The organism is Duganella sp. AC917 (genome assembly GCF_979258245.1).
The window spans coordinates 5,100,005-5,121,275 of the sequence record NZ_OZ409848.1 but is presented as its reverse complement, the minus strand read 5'-3'; the positions used below and the strand labels follow the sequence as shown (position 1 = coordinate 5,121,275).

Annotated in this window: 15 protein-coding genes; 7 read left to right on the top strand and 8 right to left on the bottom strand. The window is 62.9% G+C overall.

Going from position 1 to position 21,271, the window contains the following annotated elements:
- Positions 1–62: 62 nt before the first annotated feature.
- The 5 genes from ACZ0BA_RS22315 to ACZ0BA_RS22295 all read right to left on the bottom strand — a co-directional run bounded on the left by ACZ0BA_RS22315 (position 63) and on the right by ACZ0BA_RS22295 (position 5,526).
- Entirely contained in the window at positions 63–731 is a 669-nt protein-coding gene (locus tag ACZ0BA_RS22315; protein WP_463453354.1) for an SDR family oxidoreductase, read from the bottom strand.
- Between the two features lies 1 nt (position 732).
- Positions 733–1,953, bottom strand: coding sequence for an acetyl-CoA C-acyltransferase (locus tag ACZ0BA_RS22310; RefSeq protein ID WP_463453353.1), 1,221 nt, complete (start codon positions 1,951–1,953; stop codon positions 733–735).
- Positions 1,946–3,781 (bottom strand): bifunctional isocitrate dehydrogenase kinase/phosphatase, encoded by a 1,836-nt coding sequence (aceK, locus tag ACZ0BA_RS22305; protein WP_463453352.1) that lies wholly within the window; start codon positions 3,779–3,781, stop codon positions 1,946–1,948. Before aceK ends, ACZ0BA_RS22310 begins: the two co-directional genes overlap by 8 nt.
- A 65-nt stretch (positions 3,782–3,846) precedes the next feature.
- Complete coding sequence (locus tag ACZ0BA_RS22300) at positions 3,847–5,031, bottom strand: isovaleryl-CoA dehydrogenase (RefSeq protein WP_463453351.1); 1,185 nt, start codon at positions 5,029–5,031, stop codon at positions 3,847–3,849.
- Positions 5,032–5,127: 96 nt separating this feature from the next.
- A complete protein-coding gene (locus ACZ0BA_RS22295; protein ID WP_463453350.1) occupies positions 5,128–5,526 on the bottom strand; it encodes a MerR family transcriptional regulator in 399 nt (132 codons plus the stop codon).
- 397 nt (positions 5,527–5,923) lie between these two features.
- Between ACZ0BA_RS22295 and ACZ0BA_RS22290 the strand changes: the two genes are divergently transcribed.
- Together ACZ0BA_RS22290 and ACZ0BA_RS22285 are read left to right on the top strand one after the other, a co-directional pair.
- Positions 5,924–6,331, top strand: coding sequence for a hypothetical protein (locus ACZ0BA_RS22290; protein ID WP_463453349.1), 408 nt, complete (start codon positions 5,924–5,926; stop codon positions 6,329–6,331).
- Between the two features lie 246 nt (positions 6,332–6,577).
- Positions 6,578–6,751 (top strand): hypothetical protein, encoded by a 174-nt coding sequence (locus tag ACZ0BA_RS22285; RefSeq protein ID WP_463453348.1) that lies wholly within the window; start codon positions 6,578–6,580, stop codon positions 6,749–6,751.
- Between the two features lie 54 nt (positions 6,752–6,805).
- Here ACZ0BA_RS22285 and ACZ0BA_RS22280 read toward each other — a convergent pair whose 3' ends face one another.
- The 3 genes from ACZ0BA_RS22280 to ACZ0BA_RS22270 form a co-directional block, all read right to left on the bottom strand.
- The gene (locus ACZ0BA_RS22280) at positions 6,806–7,396 is read right to left on the bottom strand and encodes a UbiX family flavin prenyltransferase (RefSeq protein WP_463453347.1); all 591 of its coding nucleotides are present in this window, start codon (positions 7,394–7,396) and stop codon (positions 6,806–6,808) included.
- A complete protein-coding gene (gene grxD, locus ACZ0BA_RS22275; protein ID WP_463453346.1) occupies positions 7,389–7,700 on the bottom strand; it encodes a Grx4 family monothiol glutaredoxin in 312 nt (103 codons plus the stop codon). Before grxD ends, ACZ0BA_RS22280 begins: the two co-directional genes overlap by 8 nt.
- Before the next feature lie 219 nt (positions 7,701–7,919).
- The gene (locus ACZ0BA_RS22270; RefSeq protein WP_463453345.1) at positions 7,920–10,268 is read right to left on the bottom strand and encodes a Tex family protein; all 2,349 of its coding nucleotides are present in this window, start codon (positions 10,266–10,268) and stop codon (positions 7,920–7,922) included.
- Between the two features lie 248 nt (positions 10,269–10,516).
- Between ACZ0BA_RS22270 and ACZ0BA_RS22265 the strand changes: the two genes are divergently transcribed.
- The 5 genes from ACZ0BA_RS22265 to ACZ0BA_RS22245 all read left to right on the top strand — a co-directional run bounded on the left by ACZ0BA_RS22265 (position 10,517) and on the right by ACZ0BA_RS22245 (position 21,267).
- Positions 10,517–13,681 carry a DEAD/DEAH box helicase gene (locus ACZ0BA_RS22265; RefSeq protein WP_463453344.1) on the top strand — a complete coding sequence of 1,055 codons (3,165 nt, stop codon included), beginning with the start codon at positions 10,517–10,519 and terminating at the stop codon, positions 13,679–13,681.
- Positions 13,682–13,683: 2 nt separating this feature from the next.
- Complete coding sequence (locus ACZ0BA_RS22260) at positions 13,684–14,778, top strand: PAS domain-containing sensor histidine kinase (RefSeq protein WP_463453343.1); 1,095 nt, start codon at positions 13,684–13,686, stop codon at positions 14,776–14,778.
- A gap of 84 nt (positions 14,779–14,862) precedes the next feature.
- The gene (locus tag ACZ0BA_RS22255; protein WP_463453342.1) at positions 14,863–15,543 is read left to right on the top strand and encodes a response regulator transcription factor; all 681 of its coding nucleotides are present in this window, start codon (positions 14,863–14,865) and stop codon (positions 15,541–15,543) included.
- A gap of 102 nt (positions 15,544–15,645) precedes the next feature.
- Positions 15,646–16,347, top strand: coding sequence for a transposase (locus tag ACZ0BA_RS22250; protein ID WP_463453341.1), 702 nt, complete (start codon positions 15,646–15,648; stop codon positions 16,345–16,347).
- Positions 16,348–16,542: 195 nt separating this feature from the next.
- Positions 16,543–21,267 (top strand): glutamate synthase-related protein, encoded by a 4,725-nt coding sequence (locus ACZ0BA_RS22245; protein ID WP_463453340.1) that lies wholly within the window; start codon positions 16,543–16,545, stop codon positions 21,265–21,267.
- Positions 21,268–21,271: the final 4 nt, after the last annotated feature.

Genomic DNA, 21,271 nt, shown 5'->3' with positions numbered 1-21,271 from the left:
TCGTCTCTTATATTATGGTTTTTGCGGCGCCACCAGGCGGGGACGCCGGGCCCCCGCCGGTTTTACCAGCCGATCTCGCTGCCGTCGTAGTTGCGGTAGACGGCGCGCTCGGATGCCGGCAACGCGGCCAGCGTGGCACGGATGCCGCCCGCGCTTTCCTCCACCGAGATGTCGGCGCCCTCGCCGCCCATCTCGGTGCGCACCCAGCCCGGATGGAAGGCCACGCAGGTGGCGCCCTGCTTGCCGAACAGCAGCGCCGTGTCGATCAGCACCGAATTCAGCGCCGCCTTGCTGGCGCGGTACAGCGAGCCGCCGGCGCCGCTGCGCTCGCTCAGCGATCCCATCTTCGACGACAGCACCGCCAGCTTGCCGCGCGCCGCGCCCACCATCGGCGCGATGATCGGCAGCAGCCGCATCGCGGCCAGCACGTTGGTGTGCATGACGGCATCGAAATCGGTCTGCAACGGAAAGCCGTCGTGGCGCGGGCCGTACACGCCGGCGTTCAGTACGGCGACGTTGAGTTCCTCGCCGTCGAGCTTCCAGCCGATGCCGGCGCACGCCTCGACATCGGTGACGTCGAGCTGGTGCGGCTCGGCACCCAGCGCGCCGAGGGCGGCGCAGTCCTCGGCCTTGCGGGCGGTGGCGATCACGCGCCAGCCGTCGGCCAGGTATTGTTTAACGAGCTCGTGCCCGATGCCGCGCGAGGCGCCGATGATCAGTGCGGTCGCCATCTTATGCCTCCACCAGTTCGATCGCCATGGCGGTGGCCTCGCCGCCGCCGATGCACAGCGCCGCCACGCCCTTCTTGCCGCCGGTGCGCTTGAGCGCGCCGATCAGCGTGACCAGGATGCGCGCGCCCGAGGCGCCGATCGGGTGGCCCAGCGCGCAGGCGCCGCCGTGCACGTTGATCTTGCTGTGCGGGATGTCGAGGTCGCGCATCGCGGCCATCGGCACGGCGGCAAACGCTTCGTTGATCTCGAACAGGTCGACGTCCCTGCTGGCCCAGCCGATTTTCTTGTAAAGTTTTTCCACCGCGCCGATCGGGGCCGTGGTGAACAGGTTCGGTTCCTGCGCGAATGTGGCGTGGCCGTGGATTTTGGCGATGACGGTCGCCCCCAATTGCCTGGCGGTCGATTCGCGCATCATCACCAGCGCGGCGGCGCCGTCGTTGATCGACGACGACGACGCGGCCGTGATGGTGCCGTCCTTCTTGAATGCGGCGCGCAGGCTCGGGATTTTTTCGATCTTGGCCTTGAGCGGGCCTTCATCCTTGTCGATGACGGTGTCGCCGGCGCGGCTGGTGACGGTCACCGGTGCGATTTCCCATTTGAACCAGCCCTCGTTGGTGGCTGCCTGCGCGCGCTTGACCGATTCGATGGCGAAGTTGTCCTGTGCCTCGCGGGTGAATTCGTACTTGGCCGAGCATTCCTCGGCGAACGTGCCCATCGACCGGCCTTCGCCGGTTTTCTCGTTGCGCGAGTAGGCGTCCTCGAGGCCGTCGTACATCATGTGGTCGAACATCATGCCGTGGCCGATGCGGTAGCCGCCGCGCGCCTTCGGAATCAGATACGGCGCGTTGGTCATCGACTCCATGCCGCCGGCCACCACGACGTCGGCGCTGCCGGCGACCAGTTGGTCGTGGGCGAAAATGGCGGCCTGCATCGCCGAGCCGCACATCTTGGACAAGGTGACGGCGCCGGTCGACGCCGGCAAGCCGGCCTTGAGCAGGGCCTGGCGCGCGGGCGCCTGGCCCTGGCCGGCCATCAGGCAGTTGCCGAAATAGACGTGCTCGACGAGCTTGCCGTCGATGCCGGCGCGTTCGACCGCGGCGGCAATCGCCACCGCGCCCAGATCGTGCGCGGCCTTGCCGGAAAAGTCGCCCTGGAAGGCGCCCATGGGGGTGCGGGCGGCGCCGACGATGACGATGGGATCATGCGCAATAGGGTTATTCATTTTCTAGCGTCTCCATAAAGGGTGGCGGCACCGGGATCGATACCGCCGGAATATTGGACTGGTTCTCGTGGAAGAACCGTATGTGTTGCGGATACGGATAAACGTCCTCGACGACGCCGTCGAGGATGCGCTGCTTGCGCGCCTGCCAGTAGTTGCGCGTCAGCAGGTCGGCGTGATGTTTCATGAAATACTTGCGGATCTTGGCGTTGCCCAGCAGGAAGCGGCCGAACTGTTCCGGGAAGACGTCATGCTTGCCGATCGGATACCACGGCTCGGACGCCATCTCGTCTTCCTCGTTGCGCGCTTCCGGGATGTCGCGGAAATTGCAGTCGGTGATGTATTCGATCTCGTCGTAATCGTAAAACACAATGCGCTGATGCCGGGTCACGCCGAAGTTTTTATACAGCATGTCGCCCGGGAAAATGTTGGCGGCCACCAGCTCCTTGATCGCGTTGCCGTACTCGAGGATGCCATGTTCGAGCTGGTCGTCGTTGCCGTCCTTGTCGGCGTTGGCCAGCCACATGTTCAGCGGCACCATGCGGCGCTCGATGTACAGGTGCTTGATGATGATCTTGCCATCCTCCTCTTCATATAAGGACGGCGCGAACTGTTTCAACTCGGCCACAAGCTCGTCGGTGAAGCGGTGGCGCGGGAAGGCGACGTTGGAATACTCCAGCGTATCGGCCATGCGGCCGACGCGGTCGTGGTGCTTGACCAGCAGGTATTTTTCCTTGATCAGCGCGCGCGTGGTGTCCTTGGGCGGTGGATAAAAATCCTTGATAACCTTGAACACGTAGGGGAACGACGGCAGCGCGAATACCAGCATCACCAATCCCTTGATGCCGGGCGCGATGCCGAACTGGTCGGACGAATGTTTCAGGTGCTGCAGGTAGTCACGGTAGAAAAGCGTCTTGCCCTGCTTTTGCAGGCCGAGGATGGTGTAGATCTCGCTGCGCGGCTTGCGCGGCAGCAAGGTGCGCAGGAATTGCACATAGGCCGACGGCACTTCCATGTCCACCAGAAAGTACGCGCGCGTGAACGAAAACAGGATCGTGATCAGTTCCTGGTCGAACAGCACGGTGTCAAGTAGCAGCTCGGCGTCGCGGTTGTGCAGGATCGGCACGACAAACGGGTATTCCTTGTTGCCCTTGATGCCCTTGCCGACGACGTAGGCGCCCTTGTTGCGGAAGAACAGGCTCGACAGTACCTGGATCTGGGTGTTCGGCTCGGCCGTGCCGGCGCCGAGCAGTTTTTGCAGCCGCGCCTCGACCTGTTCGACGTCGCGCGTCAGGTCGGCGAATGGCGCGTCGAGCGCGAAGTCGGTCACGATGCGCTTGAGCGTCGCGTGCAGCCCGTCCGTGCCCGGGTAGTAGACGCGGTAGGTCGGCGCCGGCTCCTCGGTCTCGATGTATTCGGTCGACACCACCGGCCGCACGAAGATGAATTCGTTGTGGAAGTAGCTGCGGTGCAGGATGTTGCAGCACACCGAATTGAAAAAGGTTTCCGCCAGCTCCGGTTGCTTGTGGCCGGACAGCATGCCGATGTAGTGCAGCTTGAGCTCGCGCCACACCTCGTCGGTCAGGTCGGCCTGGCTGTATTCGTCCTCCAGCGCGTGCACGCATTCCTGCACGCGGCGGTCGTAGAAATCGATCCGCTCGCGCGCGGCCTGTTGCGCCTCGGCCCAGGCGCCGCGCTCGAAGTGCGCCTTGGCCTGGCGGCTGGTCTGGCGGAACAGGCGGTAATGCTTGTCGAAGCCGTCGCGGATCGTGCGCGCGATGTCGAACGCGATCTGCGAGCGCAGCAGTTTTGGAAATGCAGCCTGGATCATGGTCGCCCCGATGCGATGCGTTGGCTAAAACTGGTCCGCCGGGCCCGCCAACGCGGCCGTGGTGACTAGCGGGTTTCCGCGAACAGTTCGCGGCCGATCAGCATGCGGCGGATTTCGCTGGTGCCGGCGCCGATTTCATACAACTTGGCGTCGCGCCACAAGCGCCCGACCGGATACTCGTTGATGTAACCGTTGCCGCCCAGGGCCTGGATCGCCTCGCCGGCCATCCAGGTCGCCTTTTCCGCGCTGTACAGGATGGCGCCGGCCGCGTCCTTGCGCAGCTGGCGCACCGCTTCGGGCGTGGTGGCGCGGTCGCAGGCCTGGCCGACCGCGTACACATAAGCCTTGCACGCCATCATGGTCGAGTACATATCGGCGATCTTACCCTGCATCAGCTGGAATTCGCCGATCGCCTGGCCGAACTGTTTGCGGTCGTGGATGTAGGGCACGACCGCGTCCATGCACGCCTGCATGATGCCCAGCGGACCGCCCGACAGCACGGTGCGCTCGAAGTCCAGGCCCGACATCAGCACGTTGACGCCCTTGCCCAGGCCGCCGAGCACGTTCTCAACCGGCACTTCGCAATCCTCGAATACCAGTTCGCCCGTGTGCGAGCCGCGCATGCCCAGCTTGTCGAGCTTTTGCGCCACCGAAAAGCCCTTGTAGCCTTTTTCGATCAGGAAGGCGGTCATGCCCTTGGGGCCGGCCTCGAGGTCGCTCTTGGCGTAGACCACCAGCACGTCGGCGTCGGGGCCGTTGGTGATCCACATCTTGGTGCCGTTGAGCACCCAGCGGTCGCCCTTGAAATCGGCGCGCAGCTTCATGCTGACGACGTCGGAACCGGCGTTGGGTTCGGACATCGCCAGCGCGCCGACGTATTCGCCCGAGATCAGCTTCGGCAGGTATTTTTGTTTTTGCTCGTCGGTGCCGTTGCGCTTGATCTGGTTGACGCACAGGTTCGAGTGGGCGCCGTACGACAGTCCGACCGAGGCGGATGCGCGCGAGATTTCCTCCATCGCCACGATGTGGGCCAGGTAGCCCATGTTGGCGCCGCCGTATTCCTCGCCGACGGTGATGCCGAGCACGCCCAGCTCGCCCATCTTGCGCCACAGGTCCATCGGGAACTGGTCGCTGCGGTCGATCTCGGCCGCGCGCGGGGCGATCTCGGCGGCGGCGAACTGTTGCACGGCTTCGCGCAGGGCGGCGATGTCTTCGCCGTGGTCAAAGGTCAGGCCTGGGAGGTGGAGCATGTCATCCTCATTCTTCTGGTTGGATTTGAACGGCAATCATACCTTGGAGTGACGTTTACGTAAACGTAAAGCGCGTAAAGCGACGCGTTGGGCGGGTCAGGCGGGGTTGGCCTCTTGCTGGGCCGCCAGCAGGCGCTTGCATTCGTCTTCGTGCGCGGTGATCTCGGCCAGCGACATTTCGATGTCCTCGCGCTGCTGTTCCAGGGTCTGGCGGTGCTGGGCCAGCACGCCGAGGAAACGGTTCATCTGGGCGCTGGTGTCCTTCGGCGTCTCGTACATGTCGACCAGGCTCTTGATTTCGGACAGCGACAGGCCGAGGCGCTTGCCGCGCAAGGTCAGCTTCAGGCGGGTGCGGTCGCGCGGCGTGTAGACGCGGCTGCGGCCGCCGGCGCCCTCGCGGGACGGGCTCAGCAGGCCCTGGTCCTCGTAGAAGCGGATCGCGCGCGCCGTGATGTCGAATTCACGGGCCAGTTCGGTAATAGTATAGGTAGGCATCGGGCTCAGTGCGGTAGGTCGTTCGATTTCCGTTTACGTCAACGTAACATATATTGTAGCGCGCGCGGCGTCCCGTGGGCGGCGATTGGCGCGCTCTGTGGCGGATGGGTATCGTGCGACGCCGTTGCTGGGCCGGCGGCATCATACGCTTCCGCGTCAAAGTGGTCTGGTCTTCGCCGGACAAGTAGTGATAAGATTTGCAACTTCGCCTCTCTCGAAAGGAAGGGAACGATGTTGTTTCTTTTGCAGCCTCCGACCAAACATAATTTGGTGGGCTTGCCTGCCGGCATCTGCACTTACCGAGGATAGAATGCCAATTTCGACATCCCATCACGTCACCTTTAGCGCTCTTCTTCAAGAGACTGACTTTCATGACGCAACGTGAAATAGTGCACCTATGAATTCTTCCAATGAACGCGAAAGCTTTAGCCAGCGCTTGCAGCAGGCTTTAAAGAACGCACACTACTCGCCCGACAGCCCTACGCGGCTGGCCAGGGAATTTAATATTCGGTTTGATGGCAGACCGATCACAGTCCATGCGGCCCGCAAATGGCTGGTGGGCGAGGCCATCCCGACCCAGGAAAAGCTGCGCATGATCGCGCAGTGGTTGGGCGTGCCCGCCGAGTGGCTGCGCTTTGGCGGCGCCGAAGAGGGCGCCCCGGCCGGCGAGAACGGCAATGGCGCGTCCCGCTTCGAGTCGGCAGACGTCAAATTAATTGCCGATTTACAGCGTCTGGACGAGCATCACCGGCAAATCGCGCGCGAATTTATTCGCATGCTGGTACGCGTGAACTACCAAAAGTAGCCATTTTACGTACTAGCACGGAGTTATGTAGACCGTTTGTGGCAGCTTTTCCGGCATGTTGTATATGAAACTAGTTTCATGATTTCACCGGTTTTTGTTCGGAGCAATGGCAGGGCCGGGGGTGACTTTTTATTTTGAGTCCCCTTTGCGAATTGTCATCGTTTGGACATGGATTTGAGGCACAATGGGGAGTCAGCGCCGCTGAACCGTAGCATTTACTTCGGAGCCAAGCTTTTGAGCCGTCCTATGAAAAGCAACTACAGCAATGTCGCGCAGCTAAAAGATTTGATGACCGTCCCCCCGATGACCGCCGCCCAGCACGCCGAGGTGATGCGCAAACGCATCGCCCATCGCCGCATGGTGGAGGAAGCCAGGGATCTGAAAAAAGCCAGCGGATCGCAGTTCGACAAACTGCGATAACAGGCAACAAGCGCTAGGCGGGGCCGGTCGTATCGTTGTCGGTCGTATCGTTGTTCAGCGGGCTGGCTGGTTCATACCATTCCAGCGCGGGGCCAGCGTGTGCTCGATGCCGAACAGGTCGATGACCCGGCCCACGGTGTGGTCCACCATCTCCGCGATGCTTTGCGGATTATGATAAAAGCCAGGCAGCGGCGGGTAGATAATGCCGCCCATCTCCGTCACCGCCGTCATGTTGCGCAAGTGCGCCAGGTTGAACGGCGTTTCCCTCACCATCAACACCAGCCGGCGGCGCTCCTTGAGCACCACGTCGGCCGCGCGCGCGATCAGGTTGTCCGACAGGCCGTGCGCCACGGACGCCAGCGTCTTCATCGAGCAGGGCGCAACGATCATACCGTCCGACTGGAACGAGCCGCTGGCGATCGACGCGCCGACGTCGCGCACCTTGTGCACCACATGGGCGTAGGACTCGACTTCCTTGCGCTGCAGGCCGGTTTCCTGGTGCAAGGTGAGGACGGCCGCGTCGGAGACGATCAGATGCGTCTCGACGTGAGGTGTGTGTTGCAAATGTTGCAGCAGACGCACGCCATACACGGCGCCGGTGGCGCCCGTGATGGCGATAATAATCCGCTGCGGTCGATCAGGCATCCAGCAGGGCTTTCAGCTCGCCGGACTCGAACATTTCATTCATGATGTCCGAACCGCCGATGAACTCGCCTTTAACGTAGAGCTGCGGAATGGTTGGCCAGTTCGAATAGTCCTTGATGCCCTGACGCACTTCCGGATCTTCCAGCACGTTGACGGTGGCGATGTTCTCGACGCCGCAGGCTTTCAGGATCTGGATGGCGCGGCCGGAGAAGCCGCATTGCGGGAACTGGGCGGTGCCCTTCATAAACAGCACGACCGGGGTGGCGGTCACGGTTTCTTTGATCCAGTTTTGTACGTCGCTCATAGCTGCCTCAGTGTGAATGGGTGTTAGATGCCGACATTTTATAAGAAATGCGGCCCCAGCGTACCTAAGGTGGCGAAAAACCACGCCAGCCGCATTCAAGCTCAGCAACCGGGGTCAAGTCTGTCATTCGGACAAATTCCAAAGTTCAACACTTTTTTGCTCCTAAAAGCGCGCAAATGTCCGATTGACAGACTTGACCCCGAGGGTTTGGCTTGACTTTTAGCCGCGCAGTTTGGCGAAGGCTGCCGCCATGCTGCCGCCGATCGGCTCGGCGCGGGCGGTCTGCTTCTGGTGCTGGCCCATGCTCTTGCGGTCGGTGCGGTCGCTGCGCTGCTGCGGCTGGGCGCCCGCTTGCGGCGCGCTGTCGGTCAGACGCATCGTCAGGGCAATGCGCTTGCGCTTTTCGTCCACTTCCAGCACCTTGACCTTGACCACTTGGCCGGCCTTGACCACCGTGTGCGGATCTTTGACGAAGGTGTTCGACAACGCTGAAATATGCACCAGGCCGTCCTGGTGCACGCCGATGTCGACAAAGGCGCCGAACGCGGCCACGTTGGTGACCACGCCTTCGAGGATCATGTCGGGACGCAGGTCGCGGATCTCCTCGACGCCGTCCTTGAATGTGGCCGTGGTGAATTCCGGACGCGGATCGCGGCCCGGCTTTTCCAGCTCTTTCAAGATATCGGTGATGGTTGGCACGCCGAACTTGTCGTCGGCATACTTGGCCGGGCTGAGCGACTTGATCAGCGCGGTTTCGCCGATGACGGCCTTGATGTCCTTCTTGATGTCGCCCAGGATCTTTTCCACCAGCGGGTACGATTCCGGGTGCACCGCCGAGGCGTCCAGCGGATTCTCGCCGCCCATCACGCGCAGGAAGCCGGCCGCCTGTTCGAACGTCTTGTCGCCCAGCCGCGGTACCGACTTGAGCGCCGCGCGCGAGGCGAACGCGCCCTTCACGTCGCGGTACGAGACGATGGCCTGCGCCACCGACGTCGACAGTCCCGACACGCGCGCCAGCAGCGGCGCCGACGCGGTGTTGACGTCCACGCCGACCGCGTTGACGCAATCCTCGACCACGGCGTCGAGCGAGCGCGCCAGCTGGGTCTGCGAGACGTCGTGCTGGTACTGGCCGACGCCGATCGATTTCGGGTCGATCTTGACCAGCTCGGCCAGCGGGTCCTGCAACCGGCGCGCGATCGAGACGGCGCCGCGCAGCGACACGTCCATGTCGGGCAGCTCGCGCGAGGCGAATTCCGACGCCGAGTACACCGACGCGCCCGCCTCCGAGACGACGATCTTGGTCATTTTCTGGTCAGGATGCTGCTTGATCAGATCCTGCGCCAGCTTGTCGGTTTCACGCGAGGCGGTGCCGTTGCCGATCGAGATCAGCGACACGTTGTGCTTGGCCGCCAGACGGCCGAGGATGTGCAGCGAGCCGTCCCAGTCGTTCTTCGGCTGGTGCGGATAGATGACGGCGGTGTCGACCACCTTGCCGGTGGCGTCGACCACGGCCACCTTGACGCCCGTGCGCAGGCCCGGGTCCAGGCCCATGGTGGCGCGCTGGCCGGCCGGGGCCGCCAGCAGCAAGGCTTTCAAGTTGGTGGCGAAGACGTTGATGGCGTCCAGTTCCGACCGCTCGCGCAGCGCGCCCATCAATTCGGTTTCCAGGTGCATGAAGCTTTTCACGCGCCAGGTCCAGCGTGCCGTGTCGGCCAGCCATTTGTCGGCCGCGCGGCCCTGGTTCTTGATGCCGAAGCGGGCGGCGATGCGGCCTTCGCACGGATTGTGCGGCGCGTCCCACTTCGGTTTCTCGGCTTCGGTGTCGAGCCGCAGCGTGACGTCGAGGATGCCTTCGCGGCGTCCGCGCATCAGCGCCAGCGCGCGGTGCGACGGCACGGTGGCGATCGTCTCCGAATAATCGAAGTAATCTGCGAACTTTTCGCCTTCGTCTTGCTTTCCTTCAATAACTTTCGATTCAACAATGCCATGCTCTTGTACGTACTCGCGCAACGACTGCAGCAACGTGGCGTCCTCGGCAAAGCGCTCCATCAGGATTTGACGGGCGCCGTCGAGCGCGGCCTTGGTGTCGGCGACGCCTGGATTGTTGCCGTCGGCGGTGGTGAACGCTTCGCGCAGGTAGCGGGTGGCTTCCGTTTCGGGAGTCAGTTCGGGGTTGGCCAGCAGGCTGTCGGCCAGCGGCGCGAGGCCCGCTTCGATGGCGATTTGCGCTTTGGTGCGGCGTTTTTGCTTGTACGGAAGATATAAGTCTTCCAGCCGGGTCTTGTCTTCCGCATGCATGACAGCATCTAATAAGGCCGGCGTCATCTTGTTTTGTTCGGTGATGGAGGCGACGATGGCGGCGCGGCGGTCTTCCAGCTCGCGCAGGTAGCGCAGCCGCTCTTCGAGCAGCCGCAGCTGAATGTCGTCGAGGCCGCCGGTGGCCTCCTTGCGGTAACGGGCGATGAAGGGGACGGTGGCGCCTTCGTCCAGCAGGGCGATGGCGGCGGCGACCTGGACCGGTTTGGCGGCAAGTTCGAGGGCGAGGCGTTGTTCGATGGAAGGCAGCATGTGGGGTATTCCTGAGCGGTCAAGCCCGGAATGATACGCAATCGGCGCGATTGTGCCAGTCTTGACAGTCGAAATCGACGAAGATATAGCCGATCCGCAAATGTTGAACCGTGTTTGAGGTGGCTAAAGACACCAAAGGCACATAAGCGCGCGGGTTTTTCAAAAGAATCCGCAAACACGAACGCGTGTATGGCGGATAATATCGCCTGTTGCCGTTTTTGAACCATCTTTGAACAACAATGCGACCTATGGATTTTACCCGCGACGACGCCACCGACGAGGTTCCCGCCAAGCCAGCCGCCCCGGCGGCTCCGGCTGCCCAGGTTATTTCAACGCGCCTGCCGCCGCCGCCCGCGAACCAATTGTCGTACGCGGTGGCCACCTGGTTGCAGCGGGTCGATGCCGCCGCGCATCCCAAGGCCAAGCTGACCGCGCCGCCGGTCGATAGCGATCCGAAACAAACCCAGTACCGTTTGATCTATGTGATGGCGCCCACCAGCGGCGGCCGCCACGTGGCGCTGTGCCTGTACAAGGCGCGGCTGCGCTCGAACGGCGACGTCGCCGCCGCCACGCCGGTCAGCGAGGTGTTCTCGCTGCTGTCGGCGCCGCCGACCTTCCTGGCGCCCGGCGACGAGGATTTGATCCGCTTCTTTGTCGCCATGCGCAGCGGCCAGAACTCGCAGACCGGTTCGGCCACCGAGCCGCGCGGCAAAATCGGCGCGGCGCTGCTGCAAATGCTGGCCGAGCAGGATAAATTGCTGTGGGCAAATTCCTGGGCCGATGTCGGCAACGGCCTGGTGTATCCGCTCAAGGGCGGTGTGCTGCGCGAAGCCAATCTGGCCTGGCGCGAAGAGGGCAAGGGCTTGCGGCTGGGCTGGCAGGTGCAGGCGCCGCCGGGCGCGCGGCCGACCAGCAACGGCGCCGACCAGGTCGACTACATGCTGCCGACCGATCCGCCTTGGTACATCGACAACCTGTCCTGCGGCGTACTGCAACTGAACCAGGGCGGCGCCGAAATTCCGCTGGCCGACCTGCAGGCGCTGGTGGCGCAGGCGCCGCTGCTGACGGCCAACGACAAGATGCGCGTGTCGCAACTGTTGCTGGCGCACGGCCTGCAACAGCTGATGCCGCTGCCGCAGCCGCTGCCGCAGCGGGTCCGCGACGACGTCAAGCCGCGTCCGGTGCTGACGCTGGACGCGGCAATGCTGGCCGACGGCTCGCTACAGCGCTGGCATGATTTCGCCGTGCTGTCGTTCGACTACGACGGTGAGCGCGTTTCCTTCGATCCGTCGCAGCGCGTGGTGCGCCAGAAGGGCGAAGTCACCGAGATCATCCAGCGCGACGCCGCCGCCGAGGAGCAGGCGCTCGCCTTGCTCAACGAGCGGCGCTTCCAGGCGCCGACCGCGTTGCCGCTCAGCAGCGTCAAAGGCGGGTTGCTGTTGCCCAGCCAGGCCGAGTGGATACGCTTCGCCCGCGACGGCATCGCCGCGCTGAAGGACGCCGGCTGGAAAGTCGAAAAGACGACCAAGTATCGCTATGACGTCACCGAAGTCGGCGACTGGTACGCGAACGTGACCGAATACCCGGCCGACGGCGGCCGCGCCTGGTTCGAACTGGAGCTGGGCATCATGGTCGACCAGGAGCGCGTGCCGCTGCTGCCCGTGCTGGTGCAATTGATACGCAACGCGCCAAATGATTTCAATCCGAAAGCCATCGCCAGCCACGGCGACGACGACCAGATGCTGGCGACCCTGGCCGACGGCGCGCGCGTGGCGCTGCCGTGGGGCCGCATCAAGCCGATCCTGACGACCCTGGGCGAGCTGTATTTCAGCGACAAGATCAAGACTTCGCTGCGCATGGCCACGCTGGACGCGGCGCGTCTGGACGAACTGGCCCGCAATGTCGAACTGAACTGGAACGGTGGCGCCGAGCTGCGCGACATGGGCGCGCGTCTGAACCAGTTCGGCGAAGTCAAAAAAGTCGCCACGCCGGCCGGCCTCCAGGCCACCTTGCGCGATTATCAGACCGACGGCTTGTCGTGGATGCAATTCCTGCGCGAATACGGCTTTGCCGGCATCCTGGCCGATGACATGGGCCTGGGCAAGACGGTGCAAACCCTGGCCCATATCCTGGTTGAAAAAGAGGCCGGCCGCCTGACCGCGCCGGCGCTGGTGATCGCGCCGACCAGCCTGATGGGCAACTGGCAGGAGGAGGCGGCCCGTTTCGCGCCGAGCCTGCGCGTGCTGCTGCTGCAAGGCAAGGACCGCATGGGCCAGTTCGACCAGATCGACGAGGCCGACCTGGTGCTGACCACCTACGCGCTGTTGCCGCGCGACGAGGAGAAGCTGCGCGAGCACGATTTCCACCTGGTCATCCTGGACGAATCGCACTACATCAAGAACACCCGCTCCAAGGCCGCGCAAAGCGCCGGCCTGCTGCGCGCGCGCCACCGGCTGTGTCTGTCCGGCACGCCGCTGGAAAACCACCTGGGCGAATTATGGTCGCAGTTCCACTTCCTGCTGCCCGGCCTGCTGGGCGACGAGAAGGGCTTCAACAGCGTGTTCCGTCATCCGATCGAGCGCCAGGACGACCCGATGCGCCGCGCGCTGCTGAACCGCCGCATCAAGCCCTTCTTGCTGCGCCGGACCAAGGACAACGTGGCCAAGGAATTGCCGCCGAAGACCGAAATGGTGCGCAAGGTCGAACTGACCGGCGCCCAGCGCGATCTGTACGAAACCGTGCGGCTGGCGATGGACCAAAAGGTACGCGAGGAAATCGACCGCAAAGGTGTGGCGCGCAGCCAGATCGTGATCCTCGAGGCGCTGCTCAAGCTGCGTCAGGTGTGCTGCGATCCGCGCCTGGTCAAGTCGCTGCCGTCGAAGAAGCAGACGGCAGGCTCGGCCAAGCTCATCGACCTGATGCAGATGGTCGAGGATTTGCTGGAGGAAAAACGCAAGATCCTGGTGTTCTCGCAGTTCACCAGCATGCTCGAGCTGATCGAGCAGGAGCTCGAGTCGCGCAACATCCCGTACGCGCTGTTGACCGGCGACACCAAGGACCGCAGCGCGCAGGTGGCGGCGTTCCAGCAGGGCGCGGTGCCGATCTTCCTGATCAGCCTGAAAGCGGGCGGCGTCGGCCTGAACCTGACGGCGGCCGACACGGTGATCCATTACGATCCGTGGTGGAATCCTGCGGCGGAAAACCAGGCCACCGACCGCGCCTGGCGCATCGGCCAGGACAAGCCGGTGTTCGTCTATAAGCTGATCGCCAAAGGCACCTTGGAAGAAAAGATCCAGGTGCTGCAGCAGAAAAAATCCGACCTGGCGCAATCGATCCTGGCCGAGGGTGAGTCTCAGAAAATGGCGCTCACGCAAGAGGATCTGCAACAGATCTTCGCACCGCTGGTGGAGTAAGGGTGTCCTCGGTCGACGAGTTGCAGGCGGCGCTGGCGCTATCGCAGGCCAACGAGGCCCGCTACCGCCTGCTGCTCGATAACAGTACCGAAGTCAGCTGGATGGCCGATTGCGCCAGCCAGCGGCTGACCTGGCTCAGTCCGGCGGCCGAGCGCCAGTTCGGCTACACGCTGGCCACTGCCGACGCCATCGCAGCCGGCCTGCTGGGCGATCTGGCGCCGCGCCTGGCCCGTTTCGCCGGTGGTGACGGCAGCGCCCGCCGCGAGGTGCGCGAGACCGAGCTGGCGCATGCCGACGGCCGCGTCGTGCCGGTTGAAATCGATTCCACATTAATACTCGACGATGCCGGCGTGCCGGTGACCGTGGTCGGCGTGGTGCGCGACCTGACAGCGCGGCGCGAACTGGCCGAGCAGCAGAAAAAATTCGCGTCCATGCTGTCGCACGAATTCCGCACGCCGCTGTCGACCATCGACGGCGCCGTGCAGCGGCTGGAAATGACCGGCGCCCACCACGACGAAGGCACCCGCAAGCGCTACCGCAAGATCCAGACGGCGGTCGACCGCATGCTGGCGATGCTCGACGAGTACCTGTCGCCGGAGCGCATGGCCAGCATCGGCCGCGCGCGCCAGCCCGACGAGATCTCGCCGGCCGCGCTGCTGGAATCGGTCGCGCAGCAGGCGCGCAGCCGCCGCAATCGCGTCGATCTGCGCGTCGAGGCGTTGCCGCAGTGGATGCGCTGCGACCCTGCTGGCATACGCCTGTGCCTGGAAATCCTGGTCGACAATGCGGTCAAATACACGGATGAGCAGACTCCGTTAGAATTGATAGGCAAAGTGGCAAGCGAGGGCGGTGTCGAGTTCCTCGTGCGCGATGGCGGCGCCGGCGTGCCGGAAGCCGAGCTCGAACACATCTTCGCCAAGGCTTACCGGGGCGGCAATGCGGCCGGCGTGGCCGGATCGGGCCTGGGGCTGTACATGGCGCGCGCGATCGCCGACGTCCACGGCGGCACTGTCACGGCGAGAAATGTTTCTGAAAGCGGCGCGGAATTTCGTATTTGGCTGCCGGTAACTACCGTTCCCGGGAAAAGTCTTGCGTGAGCGAGTGGCAACAGTGATAATTCCCCGCATACAAGCTGAAGCAGCAGGGGCGCAAAGCTCAACAATCGATCAAATGGCGCATCAATGACGCAAATACTTATCGTGGAAGACAATCTGGACTACGCCGAAGAAATGGCGGAGTTCCTGATTGAGCTACAACACGAAGTGCACATCACCAATAACGCCAGCGATATGTGGACGGCTTTGAGTCACGGAAATGTGGGTGTGGTGGTGCTGGATCTCGGCTTGCCCGATGAAGATGGCTTTAACGTCATTCCGCGCATGCGCCAGCTTTACCCGCAGATCGGCCTGCTGGTGCTCACCGGCCGCGTCGCCTTCGACAACCGCATCCTCGGTCTGCGCCTGGGCGCCGATCACTATTTGACCAAGCCGATCAAATTCCCGGAACTGGCCGCGCATATCGAGGCACTTGATCGCCGCGTGGGTCCGCAGGAAACCATCCCGCTGCCAAGCAAGTGGACCTTGAAAGTGAGCGCGCGCCAGCTCGAGCTGCAAGGCATGGCGATCACCTTGACGGAAAAGGAATGCAATTTCCTGCATCTGTTGACGATCAACACCCGCCCGGTGCCGCGCCAGGTCATCGTGGCCGGCATTGGCGGCGACGATCCGGACGCCGGGCGCCGTGTGGACATGCTGGTGTATCGCCTGCGCAAGAAGGCGCGCACCGGCCTCGGCCAGGATCTGCCGCTGCGCAGCGCCTACGGCGAAGGCTACAGTCTGTCGGCCAGCTTTAACCTGTCCTGAACTCGGTGGCATAATTAGGGACAGAGTGGTGTAGAATTTCGTATTCGCCCACCACCGCCCGATCGACACGACATTCCACGGGCGAATTTACATTTCGCTAATATGGCCCGTCTTCCCCGCCTGATCGTTCCTTCCCAGCCGCACCACGTCATCCAGACCGGCAATAACGACCAGCTGATCTTCCACGATGCCGAGGATTACCAAGCCTTCCACGGCTGGCTGCGCACTGCCGCCAAGAACAACAAGGTGGCCGTGCACGCCTACGTGCTGATGCCCAACCACCTGCATTTGCTGGTCACTCCATCCGACGAGAACGGCCTGGGCCAGATGATGCAATGGATCGGCCGCTACTATGTCCCCTACTTTAATCAAAAATATAGCCGCAGTGGAACTTTGTGGAATGGACGCTACAAAACCTCGCTGATCGATGCCAATGAATATTTCATGCTGTGCAGCCGATATATCGAGTTCAACCCGGTCCGCAACGGCATGGTCAGCCGCGCCGAGGACTATCCGTGGTCCAGCTATTGCCACCATGCCGGCATCCGCTCGGACGGGCTGGTGGTCGACCATGCGCAGTTCTGGGCGCTCGGTAATACGCCATTCCAGCGCGAGGCCGCTTACACAGCCTTGAGCGAACCGCCGCTCACGGATGACCAGATCGCCTTGATCAGCAAGGCGCTTCTGAAGGGCTGGCCGCTGGGATCGGACCAGTTCAAGACAGCGTTGCAGAACAAGGTCAAGCGCCAGGTTTTGCCTGCTAAACGCGGCCGGCCGTTCAAAATCAAGACCGAATCGGCCTAAGCTAATTCGGCAAAACCGCAGGAAGCGAACGTTCCTGCGGTTTTTTCCAAACCGGTTTCACTCTGTCCCTAATTAAAATTTTAGGCAACTCCAAGAAAATTAATTCGACTCTGACCCTATTTCTTATGGTTGCCTTTTACGCTGCATTGCACTACTCTAGTTTCTCATTAGCCTAATTGCCAGCGGAGAAGCCCCATGAAAGCCCAAGGTCTGTACGATCCTTCCAATGAACACGATGCCTGCGGCGTCGGATTCGTCGCCCACATCAAGGGAAATAAAAGCCACTCCATCGTCGAACAGGGTCTGCTGATTCTGAAGAACCTCGATCACCGGGGCGCCGTGGGCGCCGATGCGCTGATGGGCGACGGCGCCGGTATCCTGATCCAGATCCCGGACCAGTACTACCGCGATGAGATGGCCAAGCAAGGCGTGGAACTGCCGCCGCCCGGCGAATACGGCGTCGGCATGGTGTTCCTGCCGAAGGAAAACGCTTCCCGCATCGCCTGTGAACAGGAAATCGAGCGCGCCGTGCGCGCCGAAGGCCAGGTCGTGCTGGGCTGGCGCAACGTGCCGGTCGATTGCGACATGCCAATGTCGCCGACCGTGCGCGCCAAAGAACCAGTCATCCGCCAGATCTTCATCGGCCGTGGCGCCGACATCATGGTGACCGACGCGCTGGAACGTAAGCTCTACGTGATCCGCAAATCGTCCGGCCACGCCATCCAGGCGCTCAAACTGCTGCACGGTAAGGAATTCTTCGTCGCATCGCTGTCGGCACGCACCATCGTCTACAAAGGCTTGCTGCTGGCGGACCAGGTCGGCGTGTACTACAAGGACTTGCAGGACGCGCGCTGCGTCTCGGCGCTGGCGCTGGTGCACCAGCGTTTCTCGACCAACACCTTCCCGGAATGGCCGCTGGCCCACCCTTACCGCCTGATCGCCCACAACGGCGAGATCAACACCGTCAAAGGTAACTTCAACTGGATGCGCGCGCGCGAAGGCGTGATGAAGTCCGCCGTGCTGGGCGAAGACCTGCAAAAGCTGTTCCCGCTGATCTATGAAGGCCAGTCGGACACCGCCTGCTTCGACAACGCGCTGGAACTGCTGCTGATGGCGGGCTACCCGATCGCCCAGGCGATGATGATGATGATTCCGGAAGCCTGGGAAAATCACGGCACGATGGACGACAATCGCCGTGCGTTCTACGAATATCACGCCGCGATGATGGAACCATGGGACGGCCCGGCCGCCATGGCCTTCACCGATGGCCGCTATATCGGCGGCACGCTGGACCGCAATGGTTTGCGTCCGGCACGCTACATCGTCACCGACGACGATCTGGTGGTGATGGCGTCGGAATCGGGCGTGTTGCCGATTCCAGAGTCGAAAATCATCCAGAAATGGCGTCTGCAGCCCGGCAAGATGTTCCTGATCGACCTGGAAGCTGGCCGCATCATCGACGATAAAGAGCTCAAAGACACCTACGCCAACGCCAAGCCATACAAGGCCTGGATCAACGCCGTGCGCATCAAGCTCAACGAAATCAAGCTGAGCGAAAGCCAACTGGCGCACAACCGCGTCAAGTACAGCGCCGCGCCGGGCGAAAAAGCCGTCGCGTCCGTGCTGGACCGCCAGCAGGCGTTCGGCTACACCCAGGAAGACCTGAAGTTCCTGATGGCGCCGATGGCCGCCGCCGGCGAAGAAGCGACCGGTTCGATGGGCAACGACTCGCCGCTGGCCGTCATGTCCAACAAGCTCAAGCCGCTGTACAACTACTTCAAGCAGCTGTTCGCCCAGGTGACCAACCCGCCGATCGACCCGATCCGCGAAGCGATGGTGATGTCGCTGGTGTCGTTCATCGGCCCCAAGCCTAACCTGCTGGACACCAACAACGTCAACCCGCCGATGCGCCTGGAAGTGTCGCAGCCTGTCCTCGGCTTCGACGACATGGCCCGCCTGCGCGGCATCAGCCTGCACACCGGCGGCAAGTTCAAGTCGTACGAGCTGAGCATCTGCTACCCGCTGAGCTGGGGCAAGGAAGGCATCGAAGCCTGCCTGGCGTCGCTGTGCGCCGAGGCAGTGGACGCCGTCAAGTCCGGCCACAACATCCTGATCGTGTCGGACCGCTCGATCGGCGCCGATCGTGTCGCCATCCCCGCGCTTTTGGCCACATCGACCGTGCATCAGCACCTGGTCAGCAAGGGCTTGCGCGCTTCGACCGGTCTGGTCGTCGAAACCGGCTCGGCCCGCGAAACCCACCACTTCGCGCTGCTGGCTGGCTACGGCGCCGAAGCGATCCACCCGTACCTGGCGATGGAAACCCTGGTCGAGCTGGCGCACGGCATGCCGGGCGACCTGTCGGGCGACAAGGCCGTCTACAACTACACCAAGGCCATCGGCAAGGGCTTGATGAAGGTGATGTCGAAGATGGGCATCTCCACGTATATGTCGTACTGCGGCGCGCAGATCTTTGAAGCTGTCGGTCTGAACAAGTCGCTGGTCGACAAGTACTTCAAGGGCACGGCGTCCAATGTCGAAGGTATCGGCGTGTTCGAAGTGGCCGAGGAAGCGCTGCGCCTGCACAACCTGGCCTTCGGCGACGATCCTGTGCTGGCCAACAACCTGGACGCCGGCGGCGAGTACGCCTTCCGCGTGCGCGGCGAAGACCACCTGTGGACCCCGGACGCGATCGCGAAACTGCAGCATTCGACCCGCAGCAACAACTTCTCCAGCTATAAAGAGTACGCGCAGATCATCAACGACCAGAGCAAGCGTCACCTGACCCTGCGCGGCCTGTTCGAGTTCAAACTGGACCCGACCAAGGCGATTCCGCTGGAGGAAGTCGAGCCGGCCAAGGAAATCGTCAAGCGTTTCGCCACCGGTGCGATGTCGATGGGTTCGATCTCGACCGAGGCGCACGCGACCCTGGCCGTGGCGATGAACCGCATCGGCGGCAAATCGAACACCGGCGAAGGCGGCGAGGACCCATCGCGCTACACGATGGAACTCAAAGGCATCAAGATCAAGCAGGGCGAGACCATGGCCTCGGTTATGGGCAAAGAGCAGATGGTGGTCGACATTCCTTTGCAGGAAGGCGATTCGCTGCGCTCGCGCATCAAGCAGGTCGCTTCGGGCCGTTTCGGCGTCACCGCCGCCTACCTGAACTCGGCCGACCAGATCCAGATCAAGATGGCCCAGGGCGCGAAACCTGGCGAAGGCGGCCAGCTGCCCGGCCATAAAGTGTCGGAATACATCGCCACCTTGCGCTTCTCAGTGCCGGGTGTGGGCCTGATTTCGCCGCCACCGCACCACGATATCTATTCGATCGAAGATCTGGCGCAGTTGATCCACGATTTGAAAAACGCCAACCCGCGCGCTTCGATCTCGGTCAAGCTGGTGTCGGAAGTGGGTATCGGCACCGTCGCCGCCGGCGTCACCAAGGCCAAGGCCGACCACGTCGTGGTCGCCGGCCATGACGGTGGCACGGGCGCGTCGCCATTGTCGTCGGTCAAGCACGCCGGCACCCCTTGGGAGCTGGGCCTGGCTGAAACGCAGCAGACCTTGGTGCTGAACGGCCTGCGCAGCCGCATCCGCGTGCAAGCGGACGGCCAGATGCGTACCGGCCGCGACGTTGTCATCGCCGCCATGCTGGGCGCCGACGAGATCGGCTTCGCCACCGCGCCGCTGGTGGTCGAGGGCTGCATCATGATGCGCAAATGCCATCTGAACACTTGCCCGGTCGGCGTCGCCACGCAGGACCCGGTGCTGCGCGCCAAGTTCTCCGGCAAGCCGGAATACGTGGTCAACTACTTCTTCTTCGTCGCCGAGGAAGCCCGTCAGCTGATGGCGCAACTGGGCATCCGCACCTATGACGAGCTGATCGGACGCGTCGACCTGCTGGACAAATCCAAGGCGATTTCGCACTGGAAGGCCAAGGGGCTGGACTTCAGCGCCATCTTCTACCAGCCGGAAGTACAGGACGGCCACTCGATCTATCACACGATGGAACAGGACCACGGCCTGGACAAGGCGCTCGACCACAAGCTGATCGCGCAAGCCAAGGCGGCGCTGGAGAAGGGCGAGCGCGTCTCGTTCATCTCGCCGGTGCGCAACGTCAACCGCACCGTCGGCACCATGCTGTCGGGCGAAGTGGCCAAGCGCTACGGCCATGCCGGCCTGCCGGACGACACCATCCACATCCAGCTGCAGGGCACGGCAGGCCAGTCGGCCTGCGCCTTCCTGGCGCACGGCATCACGATCGACCTGGTTGGCGAAGGCAACGATTACGTCGGCAAGGGCTTGTCGGGCGGCCGCATCATCGTGCGTCCGAACACCGAATTCCGCGGTTGGGCCGTCAACAACATCATCATCGGTAACACGGTGTTGTACGGCGCGATCAGCGGCGAAGCGTTCTTCAACGGCGTGGCCGGCGAGCGTTTCGCGGTGCGTAACTCCGGCGCCACGGCGATCGTCGAAGGCACCGGCGACCACGGTTGCGAATACATGACCGGCGGCACCGTCGTTGTGCTGGGCTGCACCGGCCGCAACTTTGCGGCGGGCATGTCGGGGGGCATCGCCTACGTGTACGACCCGGACGGCGATTTCGCCTCGCGCTGCAACACCGCGATGGTGTCGCTCGAGCCGGTCGTGACCGCCAAGCAGCAGGAAGCGGACAAGGCCACCTGGCACGTCCAGCAAAAGGACAAGGGCGCGGAAGCGGACGAGGTGATCCTGAAGCGCTTGATCGAGCGCCACTTCAAGCACACGGGCAGCACGCGCGCCCGTCTGTTGCTGGACAACTGGGCCGATGGCCGCAGCAAGTTCGTCAAGGTGTTCCCAAGCGAATACAAACGCGCCCTGGCCGAAATGGCGACGGACGTGGCGAACGAAACCGCCGTTGTACAGCCGATCGCCGCCTGAGCGC